We start from the raw sequence: 15,058 nt of genomic DNA, 5'->3' as shown, positions 1-15,058 counted from the left end.
CGAGCGCTGCCTGGCACACAGGTACGTTTTGCGTACTTTCAGGCAGGTGGCACCCGAGACCCTCACCACCCAGGCTCGCCGCACGCCTGCGAGCGGCGGCCGCGCGACCGAGCGCGACAGCTACTTCGACAACGCGAAGTTCCTGCTGGTTCTCCTCGTGGTGGCCGGACACAGCTGGGCTCCACTGATGGAGCAGATGAACGCGGTGAAGGCCGCGTACCTCTTCGTCTACGCCTTCCACATGCCGGTCTTCGCCCTGCTCTGCGGCTACTTCTCGCGCCGCTTCAGCGGCACCCCGGAGCAGATCCGGAAGCTGGCCACCGGGGTGCTGCTGCCCTATCTGCTCTTCGAGACCGTCTATGCGGCCATGTACGCGCTGGCCTGGGACGAGCCCTTCTCGGTCACTCCGACCGAGCCGCGCTACCTCACCTGGTTCCTGGTGGCGCTCTTCCTGTGGCGGCTGACGGCGGCGCTGTGGCAGGCCGTGCGGTACCCCGTCGCCGTGGCCGTGCTGATCTCGCTCGCCGCGGGGCTCACCAGCGTCGGTGACGAGCTGGCGCTGCCCCGAGTGCTCCAGTTCCTGCCGTGGTTCGTGCTCGGCCTCCGCCTGCGGCCGGAGCATTTCCGGTCACTGCAGACCGTCCTCGCCCGGCGGCTGGCCCTGCTCGTGGTGCTGGGCGCGGCTGCGGGCGCCTACTGGCTGGCGCCGAGGGTCCGCGCAGGGTGGCTGCTGATGCAGTTCAGCAGCGCTGAGCTGGCGGTGTCGCCCGGCAGATATCTGGCGGTGCGGCTGGCGCTGTTCGCCCTCACCGCCGTGCTCGGTGCGGCCTTCCTCGCCCTGGTGCCTGCCCGCACCACGGCCTTCACGCTGCTCGGAGCGGTCACGCTCTACCCGTATCTGCTGCACGGGCTGCTGGTGAAGATCCTGCAGGGGGCCGGGGCATATGACCTCCTGGCGCGCGGTGGGGTACTGGTTGCCGCTCTGCTCACGGTGGTGATGATGACGGTGGCGGTGCTGATGTGCGGGGTACCGGTACGGCGTGCGCTGGGACCGCTCGTGGAGCCGCGGATTCCGGACTGGCTGTGGCGCACCCCCGCACGGGCCCCGGAGGCGGGGGAGCCGGCGGCGGCAGCCGTGCCTCCCGGGCAGGTGCTCAGCCGCAGCCGCCGGAGCCCTTCCGAACCCCCATAGACACGCTGTGCAGTCGCATGAATACTCTGTGTATGCAGGATTGAACGGGGGATGGCCACTGCTCGTCCCGCCGTGGAATCTTCGGTATGCACCCGTACCGAACGCCCCGTCACACGGCGGTCGCCCCTATACAGGCAACAGTCGCACCATCCCCCCGAGGAGGCCTCCCATGACAGCAGCAGCCACCGCTTCCGCAGCCGAGGAGCTGCCCGTACCACGGTCGTTCCACGATGTGCCGGGCTGGTTCTACAACACCGATCTCGTCCTCTTCGACTGGTTCCTGTCCCGGCAGAAACGTCTCGGCCAGCGTGGCGACCTGCTGGAGATGGGCGCCTACATGGGGAAGAGCGCTGTGCTGATGCGCTCCTATCTGCGTGACGACGAGCTGTTCACCGTCTGTGACCTCTTCGACTCGGACGCGCCGGACGAGCACAACAAGCGGGAGATGCGCGGCTCGTACTCCACTCTCACGCGTCGCTCGTTCGAGACCAACTTCCTCTCCTTCCACGACGAACTGCCGCGCATCATCCAGGCGCCCACCCTCGTGGTGCCCGAGCAGGTGACGGCGGACAGCTGCCGTTTCGTGCACGTCGACGCCTCGCATCTGTACGAGCATGTGCAGCCCGACATCGCCGCCTCGCGCCAGGTGCTGTCCGAGGACGGCCTCGTGGTGCTCGACGACTACCGCTCCAGCCACACGCCGGGTGTCGCCTGCGCCACCTGGCAGGCTGTGCTGGAGGGAGGGCTGCGGCCGGTCTGCGTCAGCAACAACAAGTTCTACGGCACCTGGGGCAACCCCGGCCCGATACAGGATCAGCTGCACGCGGAGCTGAAGGAGCGGGGCGACTTCTGGCTGCAGTGGCAGGACGTGGCCGGGCACCGGCTGCTGCTGGTCGGCGGCGGCAAGGCCGCACCGCCGCCGCTCCCGCTCTCCCGGCACGCGAACGCGCCCGGAGGAGAGGCCGGCTCCGGACCGGAGAAGGGCACGGGGGCTCGGAAGCCCGGCACGAGTGGCGGGCCGGCGGCGAGGCCGGCGGCTCCGGGCGCGTCGCGCCGCCCCCGCTCGCGGGCGCGGCGGGTGGCGATCGATGTGCTTCCGCCGGCGCTCACCCGCGCGCTGCTGCGTGCCCGGAAGCAGCGCGGCCGCTGACGGCCTGGGGGGCGCGAGCGTACGGAGACGGGTGCAAGCGTACGGAGCGCGAGCGTGCGGAGCGCGAGCGTACGGAGAGGGGCCGGTCCGGGGCGCGGGTAGCTCAGTTGCGTGGTGTGATAGTCGGATATTAGGCCACATAGGCTCATGTGGTGTGACGATCAGCCAACACGCCCGGCACAGTCGAGGACAGCGGACGCTTCCTGGCCGACAGTCGGAAACCATCCTGCTGCTGTCAGCGAGCGTTTGTCCCGTCGCTCGGCGGGTACCCCGCGCCGCGTGTCCGCCAAGGAATGGTGCTCATGCCACGTCTCAGCGTCATCGTCCCCGTCTTCAAGGTCCAGGGTTACCTCCGCGAATGTCTGGACTCCATCGTCGGCCAGTCGTTCACCGATGTGGAGATCATCGCCGTCGACGACCACTCGCCCGACGGCTGCGGCCGAATCCTGGACGAGTACGCCGCCCGGGAGCCCCGGTTCACGGTTCTCCACCTGCCGTCCAACGTCGGCCTGGGTCGCGCCCGCAACGCGGGCGCGGCCCAGGCGCGCGGCGACTACCTCCTCTTCCTCGACAGCGACGACAGCTATCTGGAGGGTGCCCTGGAGGCCGTCGCCGCGCAGCTGGAGGCGTGCGGGGAGCCCGACGTCCTGGTCTTCGACCACGTCCGCTCCTACTGGTGGAACGGCGTACGGCCGAGCGTCTTCGGCGAGCAGCTGGCCGCGCCGGGCACCGGCACGGCCAGTGCCTTCGAGAACCCGGACCTGCTCCGGCTCTTCGCCGTGGCCTGGAACAAGGCCTATCGCCGCGAGTTCTACCAGCACCACGCGTTCGCGTTCGAGCCCGGTCTCTACGAGGACGCGCCACTCGCCTACGAGGTGATGATCTCCGCCCGCAGCATCGGCTGCCTGCCGCGCGCCTGCGTCAGCTACCGGCAGCGCCCGCAGGGCGCGATCACCCGCTCCCCGGGCCGGAAGCACTTCGACATCTTCCCCCAGTACGAGTCGCTGTTCGCCTTCCTGGACGCCCGCCCGGAGCTGGACGAGCTGAGGCCCGTCCTGTTCGAACGGATGATCAGCCACTATCTGTTCTGCGTCGCACGTCCGGACCGGGTGCGCCCGTCCGACAGGCGGGCCTACTTCCGTGCCGCCGCGCGGCACTACCACCGGTTCCGTCCCACCGGATTCCGGCCGCCCGGCGGCATCGAGGGCGCCGCCTTCCGGCTCCTGGCGAGCCGCTCCTACACCGCCTACGCCACGCTGGAGAACGCCAAGCGGGGCCGCAGATCGCTGCTGAAGAGGGCTCGCCGGGGGCGGCACGCGCTGGGCAGGCCCGCGTACCGGATGTACTACCGGCTTCAGCGGCGGCTGCCGCTGGACAAGCGGCTCGCCGTCTACAGCGCCTACTGGGACCGCGGAGTCACGTGCAATCCGGCCGCCGTCCAGCGCAAGTGCGCGGAACTCGTCCCGCAGATCCACGGCGTGTGGGTGGTACGCCGCAGCGCGGTGCCCGACCTGCCGCCGGGGACCGACTACGTGCTGCCGCGCTCCCGCCGCTACTGGCAGCTGATGGCGCGCGCCACCTATTTCGTCAACAACGTCAACTTCCCGGACACCGTGGTCAAGCGCCGGGGCCAGATCCACCTGCAGACGCACCACGGCACCCCGCTCAAGCGCATGGGGCTGGACCAGCAGCCGCACCCCGCCGCGGGCATGGACTTCCGCGGGCTGCTGCGGCGGGCCGCCCGCTGGGACTTCAGCATCTCCGCGAACCCGCACTCCACGGAGGTCTGGGACCGGGTCTACCCCAGCGCCTACGAGCACCTGGAGAGCGGCTATCCGCGCAACGACGTCCTTTCCACCGCCACCGGGCAGGACGTGCTCGCCGCCCGGGACGCCCTGGGCATCCCCCAAGACCGGATCGCGCTGCTCTACCTGCCGACGATGCGGGACTACCGCAAGGGGTTCGTGCCCCTCGCCGACCTGGGGCAGCTGAGCCGGCAGCTGGGTGAGGACTTCGTCCTGCTGGTGCGCACCCACTACTTCTACGGCGACGACCGGGCGCTGCTGGAGCTGCACGAGCGCGGGCTGCTGGTGGACGTGTCGCGCCATCCGAGCGTGGAGCAGCTGTCGCTGGCCTCGGACGCGCTGATCACGGACTATTCCTCGGTCATGTTCGACTACGCGGCACTGGACCGTCCGATGGTGATCTACGCCCCCGACTGGGCCGCCTACCGTGCCTCCCGTGGCGTCTACTTCGACCTGCTCTCCGGCCGCCCCGGCGAGACACCCGGTGCCCTGGCCCGGACCGAGGACGAGCTGGCCCGGGTGTTCACCTCCGGGGCTTGGCGGGGGCCGGAGGCGGAGGAGCTGCGGAGGGCGTTCCGCGAGCGCTTCAGCACGTACGACGACGGGTACGCGGCCGAGCGCGTGGTCCGCCGCGTGTTCCTGGGCGAGGACGTCGCGGCGCTGCCGCCGGTGGTGCCGATGGCCGACCGGCACCCGGCGCCGCCCGCGCGGCAGGCCGAGCCGCCGCCACCACCGAAGGTCCCCCTCCGGTCACTCCCGTAAGAGGCTGTCGGGTGACCTCCGATGGGAAAGCGGACGCGGTCCGGTGCGTGCCAGGGCGTGGCCGCCCGATCTGAGGTCACCCGACAGCCTCTGAGCGGCGGCTCACTCCCCGGCCTCTCCGTACGGCTCGGCGCCGGGCCCGGTCTCCCCGCCGGGCCCGGTCTCCCCAACCGGCTCGGCCTCCCCGCCGCGGGGGGCATCGGGCTTGCTGCCGGACTTGCCCCCCTGCTTCCCCGCCCCGCCCGGCGCGTCCCCCGCCGCGAGCATCCGGTCCACCACCCGCGCCGCGGCCCGCCCGTCGTCCAGATCGCAGAACGCCTGCTGGAACTCCGCGTACCGCGCGGTGTGCTCCGCGGCCACCGCCTCCACCTCCCGCAGCGCCGCGATCACATCCGCCGAGCCGGACAGCAGGGGGCCGGGCGCCCGCTCCGCGAAGTCGAAGTAGAAGCCGCGCAGCACATCGCGGTAGCGCTCCAGGTCGTAGGTGAAGAAGAGCATCGGGCGCCCGGTGTGCGCGAAGTCGAACATCAGCGACGAGTAGTCGGTGACCAGGACATCGGCGATCAGCAGCAGCTCCGCGATGTCCGGCCAGGCGGAGACGTCGCGCACGAACCCGTCGCCCGTGCCGGGCACCGCGTCCGCCACCAGGTAGTGCTTGCGCACCAGCAGCACATGGTCGGCGCCGAGCGCGGAGCGGGCCGCGTCCAGTTCGAGACGCAGGTCGAACTTGCAGTTGCTCTGGTCGAAGCGGCTGTCGTCCCGCCAGGTCGGCGCGTACAGCACGACCCGCTTGTCCGGCGGAATGTCCAGCGCCTCGCGCACCTCCTCGGCATGCTTGTGCCGGTCGGCCGCGTAGAGCAGGTCGTTGCGCGGATAGCCGGATTCCAGGATCTCGCCCTGGTAGCCGAACGCCCGGCGCAGAATCGGGGTGCTGAAGCGGTTGGGTGAGAGCAGGAAGGACCATTCGGCGGCCCGCCGGGGGAGCCCCGACAGATAGTCGTGGTTGGCGAAGCTGGACCCGGCCAGATCGAGCCCGATCCGTTTCAGCGGGGTGCCGTGCCAGGTCTGTACGGCCGTCTGCCCCTCCCGCCGCACGAACCAGCGCGGGAAGTGGGTGTTCCCCACCAGCCAGCGGCTGCGGGCGAGCGCCTCGTGCCACTCCGCGCTGCCCATGGCGACGGTACGGGCGCCCGCGGGCACGGCGGCCTGCCCGTCACGTACCGCCCACAGGTGCTCCACCCCGGTGTCCCGGTGCCGCAGTTCCTCGTACAGCGCGCGTGGCGAATCCGAGAACTGGCGGCCGTCGAAGCTCTGGTAGAGCACCGCGTCGCGCAGCGGTCGGCGCCGGGCAGCCGGATAGCACACGCTGCTCAGCCGGTGCTGCTGGTACGCGCCCTGTTCCCGGGGCCCGAGGACGGAGCCGGACAGCAGGAACAGCCGGTCGTGGAAGCGCCGCTCCAGCGTGTAGTCGCGGTCGGCCTGATAGCTGGACGGCAGTGCGGCGTGCAGCGCGGGCCGTAGCCGCAGGGGCACGTCGGCCGTACGGTGCTCGGCACCCGCCACCCGCAGGAACGGGTACCAGCGGCCCTGGCGCAGCGGCAGCCCGCCGGGCGCACCGCTCGACGGGCGGAGGCGGGCGGTGAAGCGGTCGCCTTCCCGCTCGACCGGGACGGCCACCTCCTCCCGGTGGCCGCTGTGCTGCCAGACCAGATCCCGGGCGCCACGCATCCGGCCCGGATAGCTGCCGGACAGCACGAGTTCGCCCCCGGTGCTCCACTCCATCGTGTCGACGACGGGGTGGACCGTCCGGTCGGTGAGCACCAGGTGGCCCGCGGTGTCCGGGCCCAGGCACAACTCGCGGGGCACGCCGCCGAGCCGGGCGTCGGGGCCGAGCGGATAGTGGCCCGGCGGGGAGTCACCCGGCGCCACGATCCGGCAGGTGGTGCCGTCCTCCAGGACCAGGGCCGCGCGCCAGAGGTCGGACGTGCGGGCCCCCCGTACGGGCGCGGGCGGTGCGGAGCGCTCTGCCGGACGCGGTGCGGCGGCGCCGTCCTCCGGTGTGCGGCCGGGGTCTGCCGCGTCCCGGTCTGCCGCGTCCCGGTCTGCGGCGTCCCGGCCCGCGGTGTCCTCTGCCGCGTCGCCGCCGCTCTCCCGCGGCGCGCGGATCCGGGCCAGCTCCGCCAGCGGCACCCGCACGGTGAACCTGGTCCAGCCGTCCCCCGCCGCGCCCTCGGTACGCACCGGGTACTCGGCCGATCTTCCGGTGCGCTGGTGTCCGGCCCGGAACACCACCGGACGGTGCCGTTCGCGGACCGTGCCCGTCAGCTCCAGCGTCTCCCCGTCCGAGCGGTGGTCCTCCAGCCGTGCCACCGTCTCCTCCACCGAAAGCCGCAGCCACCCGCGCCGGAAGGCGGGCACGATCCGGAGCCCGTCGCCGAGGTCGCGCGCCGGTGGCTGCGCCCCGGAGCCGTCGCCGCCCGGCTCGATCCGGCCGCGCCGCAGCAGGCCGCCGCTGACCACCGCGATGACCGGGGTCCAGGTGTGGGGGCGGGCGGCGCCACCCCCACCTCCACGGTTACCGCCACCGCCGTCACCGTCGCCGGGGGAGCGGAGCAGCCGCGCCGGATCGAGGGTGATCTCGAAACCGGAGGCGTCATAGCAGTGCAGCCGCTGCCGTGAGTTCCGGGTCGCGTCCGGCGCCGGGACGGTACGGACACGCAGCGGCGTCCGGCGGCGGCTTCCCTTCTGACGCAGCCAGGCGATCTTGCGGGAGTCGCGGCGGCGCCCGGCGTCGACGGAGCGCACATACGCGTAGCCGCGCAGCAGCAGCGTGCCGTCGGGCTGCCAGCGGGCCTCCCGCAGCCGGGTGATCAGCGGCAGGTCGTCGGTCTTCGGGCGGGCGGTCCGGCGGGGGACGGGGATCTCCCGGCCGTCCGGGTGCTGGTACGCGGCGCGGCGGGCCCGCATGCCGTGCGTACGGAACACCCTCGGGTTGTCCCGTTCGAACGCGAGTGCGTCGAGCAGGTCGGCGGTGCGGCGCTCGCCGATCAGGTGCCACTTCATCCGCAGGCCGACCGGGAGCGACGCGAGGACCGCCGGGTCGACGCGGGAGACGAAGTCCGAGGCGAGGACGGTGAACAGCCCCTGGAAATCCGGGCTGCTCCGGGGCAACGCCTTGATGAAGGGCACCATGTCGCCGGTGAGCACGGAGGCGTCGTAATGCCGCTTCGCCGCCCAGCCGTCCCCGCTCGCGCCCTTGTCCTTGCCCGCGCCGGTGGCCTCACTTCCGTGCGCGGCCAGGAGACGGCTCACTCCGTCGACCACTGCCAGCCGGTCACGCAGCGCCCCGCTGTCGCTGCCGGGGCGGGCGGGGACGCCGCCGGGCAGCTCGCGCCAGTGGTAGACGTGGTCGCTCAGTACGTCCACCGCCTCGGCGAGGTAGTGCGCGGGGAGCGTGACGAGGGTGTCCTCCTGCACGGGGCCGTCCGGCCAGACGGGGAAGCCGTGCCGCTCCCAGAACGTGCGGCGGAAGACCTTGTTCCAGACGGGCCGGTCCTGGGCCAGTGCGGGATGCCGGGTGATGTGGGTGCCCCGGCGGGTCCGCTCCATCGGCTTACGGAAGCCCTCGGCCTGCACGGCACTTGCCTGCACCCCGCCCGCCGTGCCCACGCCCGCCCACGGCAGCCGCAGCACGTTGCCCGTGGCGAAGTCCGACCCCGTGTCGTCCAGGCTGCCCACCAGCAGGGCGTAGGCGTCCGGCGGCAGCGTGTCAGACGGATTGACGAAGGCCAGATACACGCTTTCCGGGTCGGAGTGCCGCAGACCCGTCGCACGTGCCTCACCCAGCCCGCCGCCCCTGTCCTGCCGCACCACGCGGAACCGGCTGTCGGCCGCGGCGAATCCGGCGGCGGCCCGGCCCGCCGCCTCGGCCGCCTCGGCGTCACCGTCGGCGGCGGCTGCCGTCACGAGCACGACCTCCAGGTCCGCCATCGCCTGCGCGGCGAGCGAGCGCAGGCACTCCAGGAGATGGCCTCCGGCATGGTGGACGGGGACAACGACGGAGAGACGGGGACTCATCGGGGCACACGACCGTTCGTTGACAGCGGACTTCTGCACACTGCTCAACCCCGCCACGGCGAGAGGGTCACGCTGGTCCACCATCCGGGTGAGCGGCGAGCAGGCCGGGAGCTGCACCGGTCGGTGCTTTTGCCACGATCCGGTGCTTCGTGCGGTCAAAGCGTCGACCGATCCAGGTGTGTTTCTCGGATCGCCGCGGCGATCCGAGAAACACGGCGTCAGTCACCCCACCGTGTGCAGCCGTTCCGCCGTCGTGCGCGCCCAGCGGCGCAGTTCCGGGAGCCGTTCGGGGGCGGTGACCGCGCTGCGGTGGACGAAGTCGCCGCTGTCGCCCCGGCGGAGCAGCGGGCGGTAGCCGTTGGCGGCCAGCAGCTCGGGGGTGAGGCCGGTGCGGCGGGTGAGCGCGCCGTCCAGGTGCACGAACTCGGGGCGGGCGCGGTCGAGTACGTAGCGGCGCAGCCGGGCCATGTCGTGTGCGGCGTAGGCGGCGGCCACCTGGGGGTCGGTCCCGCCGGTGAGCCCCAGGATCTGCTGCGCGCCCGGTGCCGGTGGGCCCGCTCTCCCGGCGGCCAGCAGCGCGCCGCCCGGCGCGGGCAGGGCGACGGTGCTGCGCTCCAGACCCAGCCGGTGCGCGTATGCGGCGAACATGCCGCCGTACCGCTGGGCGGTGAAGGACAGCGAGGGGCCCTGGGGCGGCGCGGGCCGTGCCGTGAGGGAGAGGGCAAGGCCGCCGGCGACGGCGAGCGCCACCGCCGCCCGTGCGTAAGGACGTTCGGCCTGTCGCAGCAGCAGGCACGCTCCCCGGCGGAACCGTCCGCCACGGACGAGGGCGAGAGCGAGCACGACTGCTGTGACCAGTGCGGCAGCCGTGGCCCCGGGCGGCGGCTCGGTGCGCGGAAACCAGTGGCCGAAGGAGGCGTGCCACCAGAGCAGTCCGATCCCGCAGGGCACGCAGAAGGCGAGCCCGTACGCCCCCATGCCGCGCGCCACCGTGGCGAGGCGGGCATGGCGCAGGCCGGACCGGAGCAGGCCGGACCGGAGCAGAGCGGGCCCGAGCAGGGCCAGGGCCGGAAAGACGGCGGCGATCCCCGCCGTGTCGGTACGCGCGCTGACCGCCAACGCGGCGAACAGACCCGCGGCCGCGGCCGTGCGCGGGCTCAGCAGCCGCCCTCGGGCCAGCCCTCGTACCAGGGTGCAGGTGAACAGTGCGAGGGCGAGCGCGTACAGCGGGCTCGCCAGACCGGAGAAGAGCCAGCGGACCACGGGCAACGGCACGGCCAGCGCCCCGGCCGCCAGCAGGACCACCGGCCAGCCTCGCCGGTGGGTCAGCGCCCGAGCCGTGCCCGCGACGGCGGCCAGGACGCCCGCCGTGCACAGCAGCGCCAGCAGCTTGGGGAACCAGACGTGGTCGGGGACCCCGGACAGCGAGCCGTGGTCGAACAGGGCCAGCCGTCGTCCGAGTACCAGCAGGCCCAGCCAGCCTGGTCCGGCGAACCCCTCGGATGGTTCGGCGCCCGGTTGCGGGACGGCACCCAGACCCTCGTCGAGGCTGCGCGCGTAGGCGAACGTGACGGCGGCCTCGTCCGCGACCCACGGGCCGAGCCGCAGGGCCTGGGCACCGACCAGCGCGGTGCCCGCGGCCACCGCCGCGGCCTCCGCACGGTGGGCGGCCCACCCGTCCGCCCATCGGGCCCGCACCGCGCGGGTGCCGGAGGACACGTGCGGGCGGGGGCGTACGACGGCTGGGTTCGTCATGCTCGGCACAACTGGGCAGCGGGGAAGGGGTTACTCGGCCTCCCCCGGTCCGGTGAGCGGATAAGCCCACCTGGCGCAGTTCCCTCCACGTATGCGCCATGCCGCGCGCAGACACCGCGCTACCGCCGGTCCCCTCGGCTGACCGCCGAACAGTCGCTGCTGCGCGCACGCGCCTGCGTGCTGTCGGCACCACCGCGCGCGAGTTCCCGCCGTGTCGGGGGAGGGAAGCAGGTGGGTCGGCTGGCCGCCGGGCAGGCACCGGCTTCGCGTACACGCGGGCGGCGCGCCTGGGCGCCAGCGTGGCGCGGTTCAGCGCGTACGGCCGGGCCGAGCACCACGGGTGCCGCGCGTAGCGGTGGCGCGCGATGCCGCCGGACTGAAAGACGGCTGGCCGGGTCCTGTCCGGCGCGGCTGCGCGCCGTGGCGGCGGAAGAGGATTCCGCTGCCACGGCGCGCGGGCGTGAAGGGCGCCGCAGGCGGGTGTTACTTCACGGCGCCGGCCATTACCCCGGAGACGAACTGCCGCTGGAAGGCGAAGAAGACCGCCAGCGGGATGATCATCGAGATGAACGCGCCGGGCGCCAGCACGTCGATGTTGCTGCCGAACTGCCGTACCTGCTGTTGCAGCGCGACCGTGACCGGCGGGGACCCTGCGTCCGCGAAGATCAGAGCCACCAGCATGTCGTTCCACACCCACAGGAACTGGAAGATCCCCAGTGAGGCGATCGCCGGACCGCCGAGCGGCAGGACGACCCGGGTGAAGAGGCGGATCTCACCCGCACCGTCCAGCCGGGCGGCCTCCATCAGCTCGCGCGGGATCTCCGCGAAGAAGTTCCGCAGCAGGAAGACGGCGAACGGCAGCCCGAAGGCGGTGTGGAAGAGCACCACCCCTGGTGTGGTCTCGAAGAGCCCGAGGGTGTTGAACAGCTTGGAGACCGGGATGAGCGCGACCTGCACGGGCACCACGAGCAGCCCGACGACCACCAGGAACCACCAGTCGCGGCCGGGGAAGTCCAGCCAGGCGAAGGCGTACCCGGCCAGCGCTCCGAGGATGACGACAAGCGCCGTCGAGGGCACCGTGATCATGATGGTGACCATCAGCGAGTCGGTGATGGCGTCGTTGGCGAACAGCGCGTCGTAGTTGGTGAAGGTCAGCTGGCCCGGGTCGCTGAAGACGCTCCACCAGCCGGAGTCCGCGATGTCGGCGGAGTCCCGGAAGGAGGAGCCGAGCAGCCCGGCGGTCGGCAGCAGCCAGAAGAGCCCGATCAGCAGCAGGACGACCCGCATGACCGTGCCGCCGGTCAGTGCGGCGATCCGGGACCCGACTGACGGCTTCGCCCGTACGGGCTTCGCCTCGGTGACCGGAGCGCTCTTCTTCGCGCCCGTCTTCTCGGCCGGTGCGGCCTTCTTGGGAGGTGCGGGGGACGGGGTGCTCATCGGCGGTTCTCCCTCCGCAGTCGGCGGATGTTGATGATCATCACGGGGACGACGAGCAGCAGCAGGACCACCGCGATGGCGCTGCCCACCCCCTGGTTCGCACCCCCGCCGAAGGACGAGAGATACAGCTCCAGTGCGAGCACGTTGGCGTCGGACTGGGTGGCGCTGGGCGCGATGATGTAGACGAGGTCGAAGATCTTCAGCACGTTGATCATCAGGGTGACGACGACGACCGAGAGGACCGGGGCGAGCAGCGGCACCGTCACCTTCCGGAAGACCTGCCACTCGTTGGCCCCGTCCATCCGTGCCGCCTCCAGCAGCTCACGGGAGATCCCCGCGAGTCCGGCCGCGATCAGCACCATCGCGAAGCCCGCCCACATCCAGATGTACGAGGCGATGATGGCCGGGGTCACCAGCGAGGGGCCCAGCCAGTCGACGCCGTTGTACGCCTCCGCGAAGTTCGAGGAGGGGAGCCGGAGCTTGGCGCCCTCGGCCTCCTTGGGCAGGGCGTACGTACCGTCGTCGCCGGTCTTCGCGGAGGCGACCACCTCGCCGTCCTTCACCGCCTCCACGGTGACTCCGGCGAGCGCCTTCTCCTTCGGGTCGATCGATCCGGGCTTGCCGCCGCCGCCCTTGGTGAAGTCCAGCCACACCGTCCCGGTGACGGCACCGTCGGCGCCGCTGCCGCCCGCAGGCTTGGCGGGTGCCGCCTCGGCGGCGCCCGCGACGTCCTGCGGCGGTACGCCGACGAGTGGCAGGTCCGTGGTGCCGGAGCCCTCGGCGGCGGATTTCGTGGTGAAGGCGCCGCCGCCCGATGCCGCCAGATCCGAGGTCGGGCGCGGCCGGGCGCCCGGCCAGGCGGAGGATTCGGTGAAGGTGTCATGGACGCCCACCCACACCGCGTTGGCGACCCCCCGGTCCGGGTCCTGCTGGTAGACCAGCCCGAAGATGATGCCCGCGGCGAGCATCGAGATCGCCATCGGCATGAAGACGACCATTTTGAACGCGGTGCCCCAGCGCACCCGTTCGGTCAGTACCGCGAAGACCAGACCGAACGCGGTGGCGACGGACGGGGCGACGATCACCCACACGAGGGTGTTCTTGACGGCGGTCAGCCGGTCGCCGGAGAACACCTCCGCGTAGTTGTCCAGCCCGACGAAGCCGTCACCGGAGGCGCCGAAGAAACTGCGGTAGAGGGAGTAGACGATGGGATAGGCGACCAGCGCCCCGAGCAGCAGAAGTGCGGGGAGCAGGAAGCCTGCGGCTATCCAGGGACGGGTGCTCATGAGCGAGGCGCGTCCCCGGGCGGCCCGGACCGGTGAAGGGGACGGGCCGCCCGGACCTTCTGAACTGCCTGAGCTGCCTGGGTTGCCGGGGTCCTTGGACACGGGCGTTCCCGGGCCGCCCGCCGATGCGTGCGACATGGAGATCCTGTCCCTGTCCGTCAGTTCTTGAACGCCTTGGCGGCGGCTGCCTCGAGGGCGCGCTGGGCGCCCTTGACGTCCTTCGGGTTCTTCAGGAAGTCCTGGAGCGCCTTCCACTCGCCCTCACCCTTTGTGCCGCCGAAGGCGGCCGGGGCCTGGTCGGACATGTCGAAACGGAAGTCGTCGCCCGCACCGACCAGCGCCTTGGCGATCTCGCGCTGTACGTCGTCGGGGTAGGAGGCGGAGTCCATCTCCTTGTTGGGGGAGACGAATCCGCCCTGCTCGGCCCAGATCTCGGCGGCGTCGGTGGAGGCGAGGAAGGTGAGCAGCGCCTGGGCGCCCTCGCCGTCCTTGAGTGCCACCGCCGCGTCTCCGCCGGTCACCACCGGCGACTTGGCGCCGACCTTGGGGAACGGGAAGACCTTGGCGTCCGTACCGATCTTCGCCTTCGTGTCGTTGGTGATGCTGGAGCCGACGAAGTCGCCCTCGAAGACGACGGCGGCCTTGGGCGCGTCGGTGCTGGAGAAGGTCTTGGTGACGGACTCGGGGAACGGCGTCTGGAGCGCGCCCTCGTTGCCGCCTGCCAGCAACTGGTCCTTGCCGAAGAGCTCCCCGAGCGTGGTGAGCGCCTTTTCCACGGACGGGTCGGTCCACTTGATCTCGTGCTTGGCCAGCTGGTCGTACTTCTTTGGCCCTGCCTGCGAGAGGTAGACGTTCTCGAACCAGTCGGTGAGCGTCCAGCCGTCGGCGCCGCCGACGGAGACGGGCTCGACCCCGGAGTCGGAGATGAGCTGTGCCTGGGCGAGGAAGTCCTTCCAGGTCTTCGGTTCCGCGGCCCCGGCCGTCTCGAAGGCGCTGGTGTTGTACCACATCAGGGACTTGTTGGCGGCTTTGGCGTAGACGCCGTACTGGGTGTCCTCATGCGCGCCCAGATCCTGCCAGCCCTGCGAGAAGTTCTTGGTCAGCTCCTTCTTGGCACTGTCGCCCAGCGGCTTGAGCCACTTCTTCTCGGCGAACTGGTGCAGAACGCCGACCTGCGGCAGGAATGCGACGTCCGGCGGCGCGCCGCCCTCGATCTTGGTGCCGAGGAACGTGGCGGTGTTGTCGCCGGTCGGTACGAACTCGACCTCCGCGCCGGTGCGCTTCTCGAACTCCTCGAGGACCTTGCGGAAGTTCTTCTCCTCGGGCCCGGTCCACACGGCGGCGACCTGGAGCTTCTTCCCGTCGAGCTTGGGAAGTTCGACGGCGGGCTTGGCGGGCTTCGCGCCCTTGTCGCCGCCGTCGTCGCTGTCGTCGCTGCCGCAGGCGGCGGTGAAGGAGAGGGCGAGCGCGGCGATCAGGGCGGTGGCGGCGCGGGTCGTGGTGGTGGAGGTGAACGGTCTCATGCGGGATTCCTTCCAGGAGCGGGAAGTCGGGAAAGCGGGAACCGGGGGCGGGGCAGGGGACGGGGGAAGAG

The 15,058-nt window shown here is 71.8% G+C and carries 8 protein-coding genes; 3 read left to right on the top strand and 5 right to left on the bottom strand.

Annotated elements, in window-relative coordinates; all coding sequences use genetic code 11:
• The first annotated feature begins 46 nt into the window (after positions 1 to 46).
• From LHJ74_RS15660 to LHJ74_RS15650, 3 genes are all read left to right on the top strand, one after another.
• Positions 47 to 1,192: an acyltransferase family protein gene (locus LHJ74_RS15660; RefSeq protein WP_311203301.1), complete on the top strand. Its 1,146-nt coding sequence runs from the start codon at positions 47 to 49 to the stop codon at positions 1,190 to 1,192.
• Between the two features lie 169 nt (positions 1,193 to 1,361).
• Positions 1,362 to 2,342 carry a class I SAM-dependent methyltransferase gene (locus LHJ74_RS15655; RefSeq protein ID WP_260218630.1) on the top strand — a complete coding sequence of 327 codons (981 nt, stop codon included), beginning with the start codon at positions 1,362 to 1,364 and terminating at the stop codon, positions 2,340 to 2,342.
• Positions 2,343 to 2,644: 302 nt separating this feature from the next.
• Positions 2,645 to 4,909, top strand: coding sequence for a bifunctional glycosyltransferase/CDP-glycerol:glycerophosphate glycerophosphotransferase (locus tag LHJ74_RS15650; RefSeq protein WP_260218629.1), 2,265 nt, complete (start codon positions 2,645 to 2,647; stop codon positions 4,907 to 4,909).
• A gap of 102 nt (positions 4,910 to 5,011) precedes the next feature.
• Here the strand turns inward: LHJ74_RS15650 and LHJ74_RS15645 are convergent, their stop codons facing one another.
• The 5 genes from LHJ74_RS15645 to LHJ74_RS15625 form a co-directional block, all read right to left on the bottom strand.
• Positions 5,012 to 8,986, bottom strand: a complete 3,975-nt coding sequence (locus LHJ74_RS15645) for a bifunctional glycosyltransferase/CDP-glycerol:glycerophosphate glycerophosphotransferase (RefSeq protein ID WP_260218628.1) — start codon at positions 8,984 to 8,986, stop codon at positions 5,012 to 5,014.
• A 222-nt stretch (positions 8,987 to 9,208) separates the two neighbouring features.
• Positions 9,209 to 10,741 (bottom strand): hypothetical protein, encoded by a 1,533-nt coding sequence (locus LHJ74_RS15640; protein WP_260218627.1) that lies wholly within the window; start codon positions 10,739 to 10,741, stop codon positions 9,209 to 9,211.
• A 483-nt stretch (positions 10,742 to 11,224) separates the two neighbouring features.
• Positions 11,225 to 12,178 (bottom strand): carbohydrate ABC transporter permease, encoded by a 954-nt coding sequence (locus LHJ74_RS15635; protein ID WP_375546754.1) that lies wholly within the window; start codon positions 12,176 to 12,178, stop codon positions 11,225 to 11,227.
• Positions 12,175 to 13,602 (bottom strand): carbohydrate ABC transporter permease, encoded by a 1,428-nt coding sequence (locus tag LHJ74_RS15630; protein WP_375546753.1) that lies wholly within the window; start codon positions 13,600 to 13,602, stop codon positions 12,175 to 12,177. The genes LHJ74_RS15635 and LHJ74_RS15630 overlap by 4 nt, the downstream gene beginning before the upstream one ends.
• A 20-nt stretch (positions 13,603 to 13,622) precedes the next feature.
• Positions 13,623 to 14,987: an ABC transporter substrate-binding protein gene (locus tag LHJ74_RS15625; protein WP_260218625.1), complete on the bottom strand. Its 1,365-nt coding sequence runs from the start codon at positions 14,985 to 14,987 to the stop codon at positions 13,623 to 13,625.
• Between the last annotated feature and the right edge of the window lie 71 nt (positions 14,988 to 15,058).

Source organism: Streptomyces gossypii (genome assembly GCF_025165795.1).
Taxonomy (GTDB): domain Bacteria; phylum Actinomycetota; class Actinomycetes; order Streptomycetales; family Streptomycetaceae; genus Streptomyces; species Streptomyces gossypii.
Note: the sequence above shows the minus strand (reverse complement) of the source record. Positions and strands in the feature narration are given on the sequence as shown.